A 16792-nucleotide genomic window follows, 5' to 3' on the forward strand; every position below is an offset into this window, starting at 1 on the left:
CCAAAGTTGCAAGGTTGAAGATCTCGGTTATTACTGTTGTTTACAATGCTCAGGATACTATTAAAAGATGTATCGAATCTGTTATCGGCCAGAATTACAACAACATTGAGTATATTATAATTGATGGCGGCTCAACAGATAGTTCCCTGCAAATAATTAACCAATATAAATCGCACATCAAAGTTTTGATATCTGAGCCTGACCAGGGCATTTATGATGCAGTCAATAAGGGGATCCGTTTAGCAACAGGCGAAATAGTTGGTACGCTTAACGCCGACGATTTTTTTGCTAATCAGGAAGTTATATCAGCAGTAGCGCAGGCTTTTTCAGACAGCGCAGCCGGGATCGTTTACGGAAACCTTGATTATATAAATTCTGTAGGTAAAATCACCCGTAAATGGAAAAGTCACAAATGTGGAAAAAATTCCTTTAACCGTGGTTTTATGCCCCCACATCCTACCTTTTACTGTAAGCGCATCTTGTTTGATAAATACGGTTTTTACAGCCTTGAATACGGTTCTGCAGGCGATTATGAATTAATGGCGAGGTTTCTGCATAAGTGGCAGGTAAGGAGCTTTTATCTTAACAAAGTTATGGTTAAAATGCAGGTAGGGGGTATAAGCAACAGCAATTTAATGAACAGGTTTAAGGCGTGGTCATTTGATTTGAAAGCAATGCGTAAAAATAATGTGTTTTTACCCGTTTTGGCAATTGTGCTGAAACCCGTAAGAAAGATTTTTCAATTTCTTTAATTTTTAGTTAACTTTTTGCATTGCACTTCGTACAAGTACTTATAAATGAATAAGCCGGTCACTAACATATTTATAGCATATGCTTGAATTTCTACGCTCTTATCATTTTGTTTATAATGTGCTAATAGTTGTATTTTCAACCCTTATAACATTATTGTGTATCCCTTCAATATTACATGTTGCACGTGCCCGCCATTTATATGACGATGTTGGACATTTCAGAAAACAGCATGATCATGGTATTCCCCGCTTGGGAGGCGTTGCTATTTTTGTAAGCTTTACTATTACAGTTTTGCTGTTTATCGATAAGTCGTTGCCCGTTAGTTACCTGCTTACCGCATGTATAATTTTGTTTGCCATGGGGTTAAAGGATGATCTTTCGGGGGTTAATTCAAGCACTAAGTTCATGATCCAGTTTGTGGTTGCTGCCATACTTGTTATCCCCGGAGATATCAGGATCAGCAGTATGTATGGCGTTTTTAATATTACGGCCTTGCCATATATACCCAGCGTAATGTTGTCAATACTGGTTATTATGCTCATCATCAATTCTTTTAATCTTATTGATGGTATAGATGGCCTGGCTGCAACCACGGGTATTATTGCTAATAGCACTTTTGCGGCACTTTTTATTTATATGAACGAATATGAGCTTGCGGCAATTTCGCTTGCTATAGTTGGAGCGGTGGCTGGTTTTTTGCGTTTTAACATAACCCCCGCCAAAATATTTATGGGCGATACCGGTGCCCTCCTTATTGGCCTGGTATCTGCAGTAATGGCCATTCGATTTATTGAATTGAGCAAGGTTTCGACTGTTAAATTGCCTTTTATATATACTGCTCCGGCTTTAATTGTAGCGGTACTTATAGGTCCTGTTTTTGATACGCTCAGGGTTTTTACTATCCGGATCTTAAACAAAAAATCCCCTTTCGATGCAGACCGCAACCATATCCACCACCGTATGTTAAAAATGGGTTTAACGCATCTGCAAACTACTTTTGTTTTAGGATGCCTGAACCTTGTTTCGATAGTAATGGTACTGGTGTTTAATAATTTAAATAACTCCTGGCTTATTGCCTTTATATTTTTATTGTCGATATCTTTTAACGGGATGATCACTTATTTTATCCGTTCAAAAAAAGGCGAAGCCCTGGTAGTCCGGAATTTTAGCGACTAATAACCAATTGTAACCTGCAAGTAGTAATACCGTAAATAAACAAATTAACCATTCATCTTCATTAACTTTGATGCTTTATTTATCAGCACACCATGAAGATAGCTATAAACGGGTTTGGACGGATTGGTCGCGTATTTTTAAGGAATATTTTATTGCATCCCGATATAGAGGTGGTAGCTATAAATGATCTTACCGACACGCAAACCCTCGCGCATTTATTTAAGTATGACTCTGTTCATCGGGGGTTTAAGGGTACGGTGAGTTTTGATGATAACAGTCTAGTTATTAACGGTAAGCGTATACGGGTATTTGCCGAACGCGATCCTTTTAACCTGCCCTGGAAGGCTCTGGATATTGATGTCGTAGTAGAATCTACAGGTAAATTCACTTCCAGGGGCGGTGCTGAGGCGCATTTAACCGCCGGGGCACGGCAGGTTATCATATCTGCACCATCAACCGATAAAAATGTACCAACTGTAGTGCTTGGCGTAAACGACCGGGAGGTTGACCTGCAATCTCCTGTGCTGTCAAACGCATCATGTACAACTAATAATGTTGCCGCTATGGTAAAAATATTAGATGAAAACTGGGGCATCATTGATGGTTACATAACCACCGTTCACTCCATGACCGGCGATCAAAACCTGCATGATGCACCTCATAAAGATCTTAGGCGGGCAAGGGCCGCATCGGCTTCTATTATACCCACCACTACGGGTGCTGCTAAAGCAATAACAGCTATATTCCCTCATTTGGACGGCCGTTTGGGCGGAGCAGGAATTCGTGTACCGGTACTTAACGGTTCATTAACTGATTTTACCTGCAGTCTCAAAAAGCAACCAACCATAGTTCAAATTAACGAAGCATTTAAACAAGCTGCAAACGGGCCAATGAAAAATGTACTGGAATATACGGAAGACCCTATTGTATCAACCGACATATTGGATAATCCGCACAGCTGCATTTTTGACGCCCAACTAACATCAATAGTGGGTGGCCTTGTAAAAGTTGTTGGCTGGTATGATAATGAAATGGGATACAGCAGCCGGCTGGCCGATTTGGTAGTACGAATAGCCGAACTTAAAAAACAGCCGGCCTAAGCCGGCTGTACCAATTATTTTCTATATACTACAGTTGCTGTTGTTGATATGGTATCTGAATTTTTGCCGTTAGTATAATAATATGTGGCAAAGCTAATCACATCTTTTGTTTGCTTTAAAATATCATTCTGAGCTTCAACAGCAAGATCATGCTGTTTATATGCCTTTGAAAATACTATAGCTCGTTCCAATACCAGTTTAGTGTACTGTTTGCCATCGATAGTTAATGTAGAGGCTGATTTAATGGCAACGTTGTTCAGGTTATCATCAAGATAATTTGTTGCTGTTTGATTATCCTTATTGACGGCGGTAAAATTGAAATTAGCGAGGTTTGATTTTGAAAAGTCTTCTTTAAAATGTACCGCAGATGATTTTTGATAATCATCAGGGTTTAATACCAAATTGGCAGTTTCGGTATAATTTAAATAAAGCGTGTCATTACTCACTTTCGTGTTTACAACCTGGTCGGCAATGTCAAGCTTTATTGAAGCTGTTGTTGTGCCGGTGCTTATATCTGTATTGGTGCCCGTGTTTGTTCCGGTTGATCCTTTAATTACTTCAGAAACAATATCTGTTTTTTTACAGCCTAAAAGTGCAGTTGCGATAAGTATGCAGGTAAAATATTTTTTCATTGTGTATTCAGTATTTTCTTCTCTTTTGGCAACAACTGTGCCTTACTCCTTATTTGTTTAATAGTGAGTAATACGAAAACGTATTTAATTGATAGTTGGGATTGGCTTGTAACAGAACGAAACATTAACTTGTGGTTATTAATTTGATGGGATTAAAATTCCCCATTCCGGGAATTTTTCCAATTTTGCAGCATGATCAGGTTTATAAAAGTTGATGAGTTGCTGAATGTGCGTAATGAAGTGCTGCGCGAAGGCAGGCTCAGCCCGGATGAATGTCGTTTTCCGTCAGATAATAATGAAGGGAATTTTCACCTTGGTTATTTTGTTGATGATGAACTGGCCTGTATAGCTTCGTTTCACCCGCAAAACTATGGCGAATTTAGCGGTATCGGATACCGGCTACGGGGCATGGCAACAACCGAGAAATACCGGGGCCAAGGTTTCGGCAACCAGTTAGTTAACTTTGCCCTAGTTTACCTGCGCGGTCAAATGGCAGATTACCTGTGGTGCAACGCCCGTATAAAAGCGGTGCGCTTTTACAGCGGCCTTGGTTTCGAAATAGTTTCGCCTGAATTTGAGGTTCCGGGCATTGGTCCCCACCATGTAATGTATGTTAAAATAAGATGAAATTTTGGCGGATTGAAACAGCTTTTTTCGTTTTTCGTTAAGTATTTTGAATTAAAATGCTCAATTTGCGCCCGTTCATAACAAATGACCCTTTAATAGATATGAAAACAGTAGATCAAATTAGTTTTGCAGGTAAAAAAGCCCTCATCAGGGTTGATTTTAACGTGCCTCTTGACGAGAATTACAATATTACCGACGATAACCGCATGACGGCAGCTTTGCCAACCATAAAAAAATATTGAAAGATGGCGGCAAAGTTATCCTGATGTCGCACCTTGGCAGACCGAAAGATGGTCCTACAGAAAAATATTCATTAAAACATATCGTATCTCATTTGTCTGATCTGCTTGGTCAGCAGGTTCAGTTTGCTGATGATTGCATTGGTGAGCAAGCTGTTGAAAAAGCAAAAGCGCTTGGTAACGGCGAGGTTTTATTATTAGAGAACCTGCGTTTTTATAAAGAAGAGGAAAAAGGTGAAGTTGCCTTTGCAGAAAAGCTTTCGAAATTAGGTGATGTATACGTGAACGATGCTTTTGGTACCGCTCATCGCGCGCATGCTTCAACTGCTATCATCGCTCAGTTTTTTCCTGATGCCAAATATTTTGGTTACCTGATGGCAGCCGAATTAAACAACGCCGAAAAAATCCTGAACAACGCACCAAAGCCTTTCACAGCTATTATGGGCGGTTCAAAAGTATCGGATAAAATTGAGCTTATCGAAAAACTGCTGGAAAAAGTAGATAACCTGATTATTGGTGGTGGTATGGCTTATACATTTGCTAAAGCTGATGGTGGTAACATTGGTACCTCACTGGTTGAGATGGACAAGCTTGATCTGGCAATCAGCCTAAGGCAAAAAGCTAAAGAAAAAGGTGTAAACCTGTTATTGCCTTTAGATAACATCATTGCCGATGCATTTTCAAATGATGCTAACACGGATGTTGCCAAAACCGGCGAAATAAAAGATAACTGGATGGGGCTTGATATCGGCCCGGAAACGGTTGCTTTATTTAGCAAGGTAGTTGAAGAATCAAAAACCATTTTATGGAACGGACCGATGGGGGTTTTTGAAATGGAGAAATTTTTAGGCGGAACCAAAGCCATTGCTGAAGCTGTGGCCAAAGCTACTGAAAACGGTGCCTTCTCGCTTATAGGTGGTGGTGATTCTGCCGCTGCGGTAGCCAAATTTGGCATGACCGACGAAGTAAGCTACGTATCAACCGGTGGTGGCGCCTTGCTTGAATACATGGAAGGTAAAGAATTGCCAGGTGTAAAAGCAATCAACGACTAATAAGAACTAAAACAAACAAGAAAAGCCCCGGTGACGGAGCTTTTTTTGTTTAAAGCCATTGCCGATCAATTTATTCCCTGATAATTATCTTAACTTCAAATCGATTTTTGCATTTAAGCCAATTATTAAATATGATTAACATTAATTCCGGAGGAGAGGCTCAACACACGTTTGACGCCATTGTGATTGGATCGGGCATCAGCGGCGGATGGGCTGCCAAAGAGCTGTGCGAAAAAGGGCTGAAAACGTTGGTGCTGGAACGTGGCCGGAATGTTACTCATTTAAAAGATTATCCAACCGCAACTAAAAATCCTTGGGATTTCCCCATCGGGGACATTTACCTAATAGTATAAAAAGCGAAAATCCGATTGCCGAAAAATGTTACGCATTTAGCGAGGCTACAACTCATTTTTTTGTTAAAGATAAAGAACACCCGTATGTTCAGGAAAAGCCGTTCGATTGGATCCGCGGGTACCAGGTGGGAGGTAAGTCGTTGTTATGGGCCAGGCAAACCCAGCGCTGGAGCAGTTTTGATTTTGAAGGCCCGGCAAGAGATGGCTTTGCTACAGCATGGCCTATAAGTTACAACGATATTGCACCATGGTATAGTCATGTAGAGTTATTTGCTGGCATAGCCGGTAACAAGGATGGATTGGAAACGCTGCCGGATGGCGAGTTTTTACCGCCATGGGAAATGAATGTAGTTGAAAAACACATTCAAAAAGGTATCATGGATGCTTATAAGGACAGGCATGTTGTTATCGGCAGGTGCGCACATTTAACCCAACCTCAACCAATTCATTTACAACAGGGCCGGGGGCAATGCCAGGCCAGGAGCTTATGTGAACGCGGCTGTCCGTTTGGGGGGTACTTTAGCTCTAATTCATCAACCTTGCCGTGGGCGGCCAAAACGGGGAATCTTACCCTCCGGCCCGATGCCGTAGTACATTCAATTATTTACGACGAACAAAAAGGGAAGGCGACAGGCGTTAGGGTAATAGATGCACACAATAAATCGGTTACCGAATATTATGCCCGCATTATTTTTGTAAACGCAGCTACGTTAAACTCTAACCTTATTTTACTCAATTCAAAATCAGGCAGGTTTCCAAACGGTTTAGGAAACGATAATGATTTGCTTGGCAGGTATATTGCATTTCATAATTATCGCGGATCGTTAACGGCAACCATTGATGGCTACCTGGATACCTATTACTATGGCCGAAGACCGGCTGCGGTGATGATGCCAAATTTTAGAAACGTTTATAAACAAGAAACCGACTTTTTAAGAGGGTATATGACGTTTTATAGTGCTACAAGGAGCAATTGGGGGCATGCTGTTGATGGCGATCAGATTGGGGCTAACTATAAGGAAAATATCTCTGAACCGGGCAACTGGAATGTATATATGATGATGCAGGGCGAAACCATCCCCAAGGCCGAAAACAAGGTGAGCCTGAGTAAAGACCGAACAGATGAATGGGGAATACCATTATTATCCGTTTCTGTAGATTATGATGATAACGATGTAAAATCCCTGAACGATTTTTTGCAGCAGGGTGCCGAGATGCTTAATAAGGCGGGATGTAAAAACATCGTCCCTAACGATAGCAAGCAGGCGCCTGGTTTAGATATCCACGAGGTGGGAGGAGTGAGGATGGGAACCGATCCTAAAAACTCATTGCTAAATAAATGGAACCAATTGCATGCATGCCCCAATGTATTTGTAACCGATGGTGCTTGTATGACATCTACCGGTACTCAAAACCCATCTTTAACTTTCATGGCCCTAACTGCAAGGGCGGCAAATTACGCGGCAGATGAATTGCGGAAAAACAATATATAATTTTGCTTCGATTGTTTTCGAAAATGATAATTTAAAGGAACTGTTTGCAACCGCAAAGTCAAACGATTAATGAATCGTATCGTAACTGCATTGAAATCAACTAACGTACTTATCCATCCAATTAATAAAGCAGATCGTGATAAGCTTAGGGAAATCTACCTGCTTTGTCGCATACAGGCATTTCATTGGATGGACAGCAATTTGTTTACATTAAATGATTTTGATGCTCATACGCACGATGAGGATATATGGGTAGCAACCTGCGATAATGAGACAGTTGGGTTTATGGCTGTATGGCCTCCTGATGCTTTTGTTCATCATTTATATGTGCACGTTGCATACAGAGGAAAAGGTATCGGAAAAGCCCTGTTGGCTTTGGCTGCTCAAAATTATCCCTCTCCGCTTAGGTTAAAGTGTCTTGTTAAAAATGAAGCGGCGTTTCAGTTTTATCAAGCATTGGGTTGGGAAATTATGGAAGAAGGCAGTGATGCTTTAGGTGATTATTTTTTAATGAAGAATGAATAAGAGCGGGCGGGACATCAAAATATCCCGCCCCGTTTGTTTTATTGAATTTTAACCGAAGTCACCACGTCGTTTGCATTTGGTGATAGGGTGGTAAAATTAGATGTGTTCGATGTCCGTGTCCATGATGTGCCCGTAGAGTTATCGTTTGCATACATGGTCACTGTCCAGCCGGTTGGGATTTTTACCGATGAAGCCCAGTTATCTACAAAGCCATAAGCCTGCAGTTGTGCCAGGGTATAAGTGCCCTTAGGTATGGCGCTGGTAACTGTGCCTCCGTAATTGATGTCCTGGTAAAAAGTTACCCCCGTAGTACTGGTTCCCGTATATACTGTAGATTTGCCGTATAACGCGTTTGATACACTCGAAAGGTAAGTATGAACGTCGCTATTAGGCAAATTGTAATACAGATAAATACCATAATTATTATTTACGGTTTGGGTTGCCAGCGACGCAGCGGTTGATGAACTGGTGCTTTGAATATCAATAGCGGCCGGGCCAAGGTTGGCGGCGGTGAGTCCCGGAACGTTTGGAACAGAATAAGTGCCATAAATAGCGTTCCAGCTATAGTTAACTTTTGAGCCTACCGTTACTCCATTGTAACTCAGCCGTGACGCTGCCGGGCCATAAAAATAAAATGAAATTATTTTGGTAGGCATCAGGTTACGCAGGGCAGTAACGAGGTAAACAAATGAGCTGTCATTTGGCTGGCCGGTACCATTGGTGCCATAATCGGCATATTCATCGTCAAAGTCAATACCATCCAGTCCGTAAGTGGTAACGGCGTTGCTTAATTGCTGAGCAAAATCATTTGCGGCAGCCTGAGAAGGAAAATTAGAGATCCCCGCGCCCTGGTGATTGCCCAAAATAGATAACAATACCTTAATACCTTTAGCCTGCAGGCTTTGAATGTAAGTAGCTTTATTGTTGAGTACGTTGGTTACCTGCGGGTTAAAGTACAACACTGCTTTTTGCGCGCCGGTGTCATAGTTGATGTTGGCCGCAAATATAATAGCAATATCAAAAAGCTGCTCCCCGGTTGATAGGGTGTAGTTACCCACATTGCGGATATCATTATTATTTACCTCCACATAGCAAACACCCTTAGGCCCGGCCACGCCTATGGCGTTGGTGCTTAACTTTGACGGAGTGTTGCCGGTATCGGTAGGCAGTGCAGCTTTTTCCTTTTTACAGGCGGATGTGAGCAGTACAACTGCGCCGAATAAGGCGGTTAGTGTTTTTGTAAGTGGCAGATTAAGGTTTGTTCTCATAATTGGTGTGTTTGTTAAATTGTTTATAAAAAGATAAATTGTTTTAGCATAACTGGTTTGCGTAAAGCCGGCCCATGGCATAGCCAGGGGATAGTCACTATCTCTTAAAAAACTGTTTAAATATTTTAGGTTGCCGGGCGCTTAGGTCCTCACTCCGGTATTATTTGGTTCAAAGTAATAGACCATTAAACGAGTATAATTGCCTACAGGTTTTAATTATTATTTTATAAAAATATTATTATGGTTAATAAAGGTGCTTATTGTGCTTGATTTTAATTATAATAAAAACCTTTGTTCTGTAACAAAAAAGAGGCTTTTTGTAAATAGCCATATCGTTAGTTGCCCTTTTTATTTTATTCGGTTACATTTGATTGACTGACAAAAATTTTATGAAGAAAAATTTACTTTTCATTTTCTGCCTTTTGCTTTCGGCATCAGGCCTGTATGCGCAGCCCAAAGCGCCCGATGCTGATTATATTAAAGCCAATTACCAGAAATATGAATACCAGATCCCAATGAGGGATGGTAAAAAGCTGTTTACCTCGGTATATGTACCTAAGGACCAGTCAAAAAAATATCCTTTCATGATGGACAGGACCCCTTATAGCGTGGCGCCCTATGGTACGGAACTGTATAAAGGCAGCCTTGGTCCATCCTCATTATTCGCTCACGACGGGTACATCTTTGTTTACCAGGATGTACGTGGCCGTTGGATGAGTGAAGGTATTTACGAAGAAATGACCCCCGAAAAGGAAAATCATAAAACCAATAAAGATGTTGATGAAGGCACGGATACTTACGATACTATCGACTGGTTACTGAAAAACATCCCCAATAACAATGGCAAGGTTGGGGTATGGGGCATTTCCTATCCGGGCTTTTATACCACAACAGCCTTGTTAAGCCGTCACCCGGCCCTGGTAGCTGCATCGCCGCAGGCGCCAATTGCCGACTTGTACCGCGATGATGCTTTTCATAATGGCGCGTTCATGCTGGTTGCCAACTTTGGTTTTTACCCAGGCTTTACCAACAGGCAGGATGATAAACCAACCCAGCGCCGCGGTGGAAGATTTGATGCCGGCACAGAGGATGGGTATAATTTTTTCCTGAAGATGGGTTCGGTAAAAAACTCAAACACTAAATACTATAAGGATACTATCCGTTTATGGAACGAAATGCTTGATCACCCTAATTATGACCAGCATTGGAAGGATCGTAATGTGCTTTATCATCTGCATGATATAAAAACAGCGGTACTGGTAACCGGTGGCTGGTACGATGCTGAAGATTTATACGGGGCTATCAATACCTATAAAACCCTGGTAAAAGAAAATCCTAAAACCCCGGTTTACTTTGCCATGGGGCCATGGGTACACGGCGGTTGGGCACGTGGTGAAGGAGATCATTTAGGTGATGTTGGCTTCGGCGGTTCTACAGGCCCGTTTTATCGCGAAAAAATTGAGTTTGCGTTTTTTAGTCATTATTTAAAGGGTACTGCTGATTTCGACCTGAAGCCGGTATCTACCTTCGAAACCGGTGTTAACGAGTGGAAAACCTATAATACCTGGCCTCCGAAAGAATCGGCAGAAAAAACCTGTACCTGCTACCGGGCGGAAAACTATCATTTACCGCTCCAACAGGCGTAGCCGATAGCCATGACGAATTTATATCTGACCCGAATAAGCCGGTGCCGTTTATCAACAGCATTGATATGGACATGAAACGCGAATACATGACCGCTGATCAGCGTTTTGCATCGCAACGCCCGGACGTGCTTACTTATGAAACTGATATTTTAGATAATGATGTAACTATTGCCGGTAATATCTGGGCCAATCTTAAAGTATCAACTACCGGCACCGATGCCGATTGGGTGGTTAAAGTGATTGATGTTTATCCTGATTCTACCAAAAACACCAAATGGGCAGGTAAAGACGTATACCTGAGCGGTTATCAGCAAATGATACGCAGCGAGGCTATGCGGGGTAAATTTCGTAATGGTTTTGATAAGCCAGAGTCTTTTGTGCCTGGTAAAGTAACCCCGGTTAATTTTGAACTGCAGGATGTGCTGCACACCTTCAAAAAAGGGCACCGTATGATGGTTCAGGTACAAAGCACATGGTTCCCGCTTATCGACAGAAATACACAGCAGTTTCAGGATATCATGAAAGCTAAAGATACCGACTTTAAAAAAGCCACACATAAGGTTTATACCTCAAAAGCTAATCCAAGTTATTTAAAGGTTAGGGTTGTTGAATAAAATACATGCAATCTAAGCACGGCAGCCTCATGTATTTACATGGGGCTGTCGCATTTTATATCATGATGTCGTAACGGTTAGTAATTAAACCTATAACCATGTATAAATACATCATCCTTTTTATGATAGCTTCAGTATTATTGGGCTGTAAAAAACATAATCAGCAAACCGGCTGTCCAAGCCAGGCCTGCACGCTGAATTTCGCATCGCTATATGTGAATTTTGTTGATAAGGATGGTCAAATGGCATTTGGAAAAGATGTAAAGGTTGTAAACTTACGTACCAAACAAACCATAATAGCTAAAGGAAACCCGGGCCCTCCTTCAACAACTGTAGGCCCGCATTTGTACACCATCGCTACAGATAATAATAAAAATGAGTTCTCGACCGAAGGCGATGATGTGGAGCTTACTGTAACCAATATCCAAACAGGTGGCACTCAAACCGCGCTGTTTAAAATTTCGGGTGGATGTAATTGCCATATAGCTAAAGTATCTGGTCCGGGTACTATAGTGTTTAACTAATACATTTTTTTCCTACGATAAAAGACTGCAAGTGGAAATTGCGGCCTTTACGCTTGCGCTTATTTAAACTAATTATAAATAAAGCTTGCAGATAAAAAGTCTTTTTATACTTTTGCGCTTAATTAGACTTAATCTAAATAGAATGACAAGCAACCTATACTATTACCTGCGCACCATCCCATTTTTAATTTTATTCCTGTTTGCAAATACATTAATCCTGAAAGCTGATGATGAAGGCAACAATGGTAAAATAACCGGTGTTGTTAAAACCAGCGATGATAAACCGGCGTCTTTTGTAAATGTTGCCATTAAAGGGTTAAACAAAAGTACTACCACTACCGATAACGGATCATTTGCTTTTCATAATGTTAAACCGGGTACCTACACCCTGGTTACTTCATACGTTGGTACAAAAACCGAAGAGCAAACCGTGACAGTTTCCGCAAATAAAACAACGGTTGTATCCTTTAAGCTTAATGAAAGCTCGGCCCAGTTAGACGAGGTTGTAGTTTCTTCAACCAAAACCATCAACCGTAAAAAGTTAACCATCGGCAAAATGAACGTATCGCCAATGGACCTGCCACAAAGCGTTACTGTAATAGGCCGCGATGTGCTTGATCAGCAACAATCATTACGTTTAAGTGATGTTATCAAAAATGTGAACGGCGTGTACCTTTATAGCGGCCGTGGCAATACCCAGGAAACATTTGGCGCCCGTGGTTATAATTTTGGAAGCAATAACATTTTTAAAAACGGATTCAGGGTTAACTCGGGCGTTGTGCCGGAGATCAGTTCACTGGAACGTGTTGAAATATTGAAAGGCAGTGCCGCGTTGTTATACGGAAACGTTGCGCCCGGAGGCATCCTGAATATGGTAACTAAAAAGCCTTTATTTACGCAGGGTGGCCAGGTATCAATGACCTATGGCAGCTATGATCTTTACCGCCCGTCGTTTGATGTTTACGGCCCTATATCTTCCAAATTAGCTTATCGCGTAAATGGTACCTATGAAAATGCTAAAAGTTACCGCGATAATGTAAAATCAGAAAGGGAGTATATTAACCCGTCGTTCCTATATAAAATAAGTGATAAAACAACCTTAATTGTTGAAGGTGATTATCTTAACTATGATTTTACCCCCGATTTCGGAACCGGGCAAATCAATAACGTTATTGCCAACGTTCCTCGTAACCGGTATTTGGGTGCGTCATGGTCAACAGGTAATACCAAACAAACTACAGCCACAGCAACTATCAATCATCAGCTCAATAGCCTTTGGAAGTTAAGCGGCGGTTTTTCATACCAACATTTTAACCGCTCATACCAAACTACCGAGCGTGTATTACCAGATGCCAATGGCGACTGGGGCCGTACCCTGAACAGAGCCAGGACGCTTGAAGATTATTACACAGGGCAATTTAATATTACAGGCCAATTTAATACCGGCGTCATTAAGCATAATATTTTGGCCGGCGTTGATGCAGATTGGTATCGTAATAATGCCTATACCTACGTTGCTACCGTAAATAAAGTATCAAGCTATCTTGACCAAAACGGCGCCGCGCAAAATGCTATTTATGATAAGATCAATATTTTCGACCTGGATAAATACACGCTCCGTACTGATAAACCGCAGATGACCCCGTTTTATAGCATCTTGACGCCTACCAATCGATTTGGCGCTTATGCTAATGACCTTATTAGTTTGTCTGAAAAAGTTAAAGTACTTGCCGGGATCCGCTGGTCATATCAATATGTATCACCAACATCGGTTAGCAATTATAATACACTTGCTACCGCAACCCAGGCAGCCGGGAAAGAAGATAAAGCGTTTTCACCTCGTGTGGGTGTAGTTTATAAGCCAATAGCCAATACTGCCTTGTTTGCAAGCTATTCCAATTCTTTCATCACGAATACGGGGTCCGATATTAACGGCAGCCCGCTTGATCCTTCTATTGTTGACCAGTATGAAGTCGGTGTTAAAAATGATTTCCTGAACGGTAACCTGTCGGTAAACGTAACCGCTTATCGCATTAAAAATAATAACCTGGCCCAAACAGCACCATTTCAGGCCGACGGTGTTACGCCAAACATCAATACCAATATCAAAGTGCTGGGCGGCGAAACAAGAAGCGATGGTGTGGAACTTGATATTGCCGGTCACCCGGTAAAAGGATTGGATGTATTGGCAGGCTACAGCTATACCAACGCCAAATACACTAAAACAGGAACTGCAATTGGCAGCAATATAGCAGGCCAGCCATTGTTGAATACACCAAAGCATACGGCTAACACCAGCATATTTTATACCTTTTACAATGGCGATTTAAAGGGATTCAAAGTAGGTGCGTCTGTTTATTACCTGGGCGATCGTGTTGCGGGTAATGCCAATACAGTTGGTCAAACCCAAACTATATCAAGGTTGGTTAATGTGCCAGGCTTTACAACGATTGATGCTTCGGTAGGTTATACCTATAAAAAGATGTCCATCATTGGTAAGATCTCTAACATTGGTAATGTGCTTAATTACAATGTGCACGAAAACTATAGCATAAACCCCATACCGCCAAGGCAGTTCCTGACCACATTGAGTTATAAATTTTAATTGATTAAACTAACCGGGTATGTTTCCATACCCGGTTTTTATGCTTATTACAACCGATGAAAGCATTTTTCCGCACCATACACCTTTATTTAAGCCTGGCAGCCGGGGTGATTATTTTCTGTTCATGCTTAACAGGTACAATGCTGGTTTTTGAAAAAGAAATTCAGCAAGCGCTTCATCCTCAGCGGTACTTCGTAAAACCACTTGAAAAAAGGCTGCCAATATCTGAGTTGACAGCAGGGGTATTAAAGCAAATCCCTAAATCAAAGCTGGCAACGGTTATGATTTATGATGATCCTGGGCGTGCGGTAGAGGTTGGGCTTATTGTGCCCGAAAAAAAGATCGGAAACCTGCCGGCACCCCAAAAGCACAAAAGCATACAGAAAACCATGAAAAAAAGGGGCCAAAGCAAAAGATGCTGAGCGCTCGAATCTTACAGCTTTTGTGAATCCTTATACCGGGCAATTGGTCGACCAGTTTAACCGCAGGCAAACGTTCCTGTACTCGGTAGAAATGTTTCACCGTTTTTTGTTAGGCGGGAAGAATAGTATCGGCGATTGGGTGATCAGTATTTCAACCCTGTTTTTCCTGATAATACTGATTACAGGTGTGGTACTTTGGTGGCCCAAAACCAAGGTCATCATGAAGCAGTGCCTTAAAATAAAATGGAGCGGCAGCGGCAAACGTCTTACACATGACCTGCATATTGTTACCGGTTTTTATACATCAATATTTTTGATCGTCATTTCTGCCTCGGGTTTGGTAATGACATTTAAATGGGCAAATAGTACCTTGTTTTTCCTTACAGGTTCAAAAGTTGTTGCCAAAGAGGATATCAAAGCTCCGCTTTCCGTTCATCAACCCGGCGTTACCGCCATTTCACCTGACGCGGCTGTTGTCGCATTGGGTGATAAAATAACCGATGTCGAAAATTATACCATCCGTTATCCGCGCGATACAGCAGCGGTTTATACTTTTAATGTGCTCAAAAAAGGTTCTGTTGAATTGGCTACCGATACTTATTATATAGATCAATACAGCGGCAAGCTTGCCGGCTCTGCTTTATATGCTGATAAAAGCCTTGGCCAGCGTATCAGGGGGTAATTAAACCAATCCATACCGGTTCCATTTATGGCTGGCCTACCCAGGTTTTAGCTTTTCTTATTACGTTGGTTTCGCTCATATTCCCGGTAACAGGGGTAATGATGTGGCTTAACCGCACCGGTAAAAAGAACAAGAAACCGGTTCGTGGCAGAGGTAAAACGGTTGTTCCGGCAGAGGCTGTCTAAAATGAAAAAGATTATCTTTTTCTCATCAGGGCCTCTCGTAGAGACCCCTGATGAGACTTTTATGTCTTACTTGCCTTAAAGGTTCCCTGACCATGATCCAGTAAGGGCGGCCTGTAACCGGCTCGCTTACTTCCTTTGTTATTTTATATCCCATCCGTTTATAAAACCTGATGTTGCGCGGAGTGAACGTTTCAAGATAGGTTGATATCCCGTTTTTATCTGTTTCGTTAAGTACTTTCATCAGAAGATTAGCCCCCAATCCTTGCCCCTGGCGAGTTGGTTTGATGCCTGCAATTGATAGATACCAGGCGTCCTGCAGCAACGTGTCAAGTTGCTCGCTCATGAAAGAAACTATAGTTGAATAGGCTTTTAGTGCCGGTTCGCCCATGTATGTTTTTATAAAATCTTTCTTTGTTAAGCTCTTTTCGTTATCTATAGCTGGTTCTAAGGGGCGACTCCAGATGGCTGCGCCGTAGGGTGGATCACCGGCAAGGGTTAATTGACCGTACTTTTCGCCTTCTGTCATGGAATAATCCATATATCTCATTAGTATTTCCCGCTTTTCGGGCTCGCCTCCGGAGATCTCCCGCAACAATTCTATGTAAAAAGGGTCGGAGATGAGGGCTTCGTATAACGCTAAAGCCAGGTCTTTATATTTATAGGTGTACATGTTTTTGTTAAGTTCAACGGCTTAATATACAAAATATTAGTACCCTGCTATTGGTTAAGCAATTGTAGTTTATCAAAGCGATGATTCGGCAATAAATCGTTTTTTCTCCCACTTTTAGTGGTTCAGAATTTATAGCGGAGATGTGTTGTAACTGGCTGTTTATTAGCAGTTTTTGTTGGTGATGGGGTTTTGAATAATCTTTAAAAAATTTAAAACAGAGCCACCT

The 16792-nt window shown here is 41.6% G+C and carries 14 protein-coding genes and 2 pseudogenes; 13 read left to right on the forward strand and 3 right to left on the reverse strand.

All coding sequences use genetic code 11. The annotated features are described in order from the left end of the window. The first annotated feature begins 14 nt into the window (after positions 1-14). From ACRQ5D_RS13240 to gap, 3 genes are all read left to right on the forward strand, one after another. Positions 15-752 (forward strand): glycosyltransferase family 2 protein, encoded by a 738-nt coding sequence (locus ACRQ5D_RS13240; RefSeq protein ID WP_223266186.1) that lies wholly within the window; start codon positions 15-17, stop codon positions 750-752. A 79-nt stretch (positions 753-831) separates the two neighbouring features. Further along, positions 832-1929 (forward strand): MraY family glycosyltransferase, encoded by a 1098-nt coding sequence (locus tag ACRQ5D_RS13245; RefSeq protein ID WP_091173907.1) that lies wholly within the window; start codon positions 832-834, stop codon positions 1927-1929. A 92-nt stretch (positions 1930-2021) separates the two neighbouring features. Next, positions 2022-3029, forward strand: coding sequence for a type I glyceraldehyde-3-phosphate dehydrogenase (gene gap / locus ACRQ5D_RS13250; protein ID WP_091173903.1), 1008 nt, complete (start codon positions 2022-2024; stop codon positions 3027-3029). Between the two features lie 14 nt (positions 3030-3043). Here the strand turns inward: gap and ACRQ5D_RS13255 are convergent, their stop codons facing one another. Continuing rightward, a complete protein-coding gene (locus ACRQ5D_RS13255; RefSeq protein ID WP_091173901.1) occupies positions 3044-3661 on the reverse strand; it encodes a hypothetical protein in 618 nt (205 codons plus the stop codon). Positions 3662-3853: 192 nt separating this feature from the next. Between ACRQ5D_RS13255 and ACRQ5D_RS13260 the strand changes: the two genes are divergently transcribed. The 4 genes and pseudogenes from ACRQ5D_RS13260 (at position 3854) to ACRQ5D_RS13275 (ending at position 7950) form a co-directional block, all read left to right on the forward strand. After that, a complete protein-coding gene (locus tag ACRQ5D_RS13260; protein WP_432329193.1) occupies positions 3854-4288 on the forward strand; it encodes a GNAT family N-acetyltransferase in 435 nt (144 codons plus the stop codon). A gap of 101 nt (positions 4289-4389) precedes the next feature. Then, positions 4390-5579: pseudogene (locus ACRQ5D_RS13265) on the forward strand (phosphoglycerate kinase). Between the two features lie 131 nt (positions 5580-5710). Beyond that, positions 5711-7425: pseudogene (locus tag ACRQ5D_RS13270) on the forward strand (GMC oxidoreductase). Positions 7426-7515: 90 nt separating this feature from the next. Continuing rightward, positions 7516-7950 (forward strand): GNAT family N-acetyltransferase, encoded by a 435-nt coding sequence (locus ACRQ5D_RS13275; RefSeq protein ID WP_432329195.1) that lies wholly within the window; start codon positions 7516-7518, stop codon positions 7948-7950. 38 nt (positions 7951-7988) lie between these two features. Here the strand turns inward: ACRQ5D_RS13275 and ACRQ5D_RS13280 are convergent, their stop codons facing one another. Next, positions 7989-9218: an endo-beta-N-acetylglucosaminidase H gene (locus tag ACRQ5D_RS13280; protein WP_091174101.1), complete on the reverse strand. Its 1230-nt coding sequence runs from the start codon at positions 9216-9218 to the stop codon at positions 7989-7991. Positions 9219-9607: 389 nt separating this feature from the next. Here ACRQ5D_RS13280 and ACRQ5D_RS13285 point away from each other — a divergent pair, with 389 nt between their 5' ends. The 6 genes from ACRQ5D_RS13285 (at position 9608) to ACRQ5D_RS13310 (ending at position 15711) form a co-directional block, all read left to right on the forward strand. Further along, entirely contained in the window at positions 9608-10864 is a 1257-nt protein-coding gene (locus ACRQ5D_RS13285; protein ID WP_432329197.1) for a CocE/NonD family hydrolase, read from the forward strand. A gap of 20 nt (positions 10865-10884) precedes the next feature. Further along, on the forward strand, positions 10885-11478 hold the full coding sequence (locus tag ACRQ5D_RS13290) for a CocE/NonD family hydrolase (protein WP_432329764.1): 594 nt from the start codon (positions 10885-10887) through the stop codon (positions 11476-11478). 98 nt (positions 11479-11576) lie between these two features. Further along, positions 11577-12002: a hypothetical protein gene (locus ACRQ5D_RS13295; protein ID WP_091173884.1), complete on the forward strand. Its 426-nt coding sequence runs from the start codon at positions 11577-11579 to the stop codon at positions 12000-12002. Between the two features lie 142 nt (positions 12003-12144). Then, a complete protein-coding gene (locus ACRQ5D_RS13300) occupies positions 12145-14607 on the forward strand; it encodes a TonB-dependent receptor (RefSeq protein WP_091173880.1) in 2463 nt (820 codons plus the stop codon). Between the two features lie 56 nt (positions 14608-14663). Then, the gene (locus ACRQ5D_RS13305; protein WP_431199793.1) at positions 14664-15029 is read left to right on the forward strand and encodes a PepSY domain-containing protein; all 366 of its coding nucleotides are present in this window, start codon (positions 14664-14666) and stop codon (positions 15027-15029) included. 22 nt (positions 15030-15051) lie between these two features. Further along, positions 15052-15711 carry a PepSY-associated TM helix domain-containing protein gene (locus ACRQ5D_RS13310; RefSeq protein WP_431199794.1) on the forward strand — a complete coding sequence of 220 codons (660 nt, stop codon included), beginning with the start codon at positions 15052-15054 and terminating at the stop codon, positions 15709-15711. Between the two features lie 210 nt (positions 15712-15921). On the opposite strand, the gene ACRQ5D_RS13315 is transcribed toward ACRQ5D_RS13310, so the two are convergent. Next, positions 15922-16566, reverse strand: coding sequence for a GNAT family N-acetyltransferase (locus ACRQ5D_RS13315; protein ID WP_091173870.1), 645 nt, complete (start codon positions 16564-16566; stop codon positions 15922-15924). Positions 16567-16792: the final 226 nt, after the last annotated feature.

The organism is Mucilaginibacter sp. P25 (genome assembly GCF_050859465.1).
Taxonomy (GTDB): Bacteria; Bacteroidota; Bacteroidia; order Sphingobacteriales; family Sphingobacteriaceae; genus Mucilaginibacter; species Mucilaginibacter gossypii.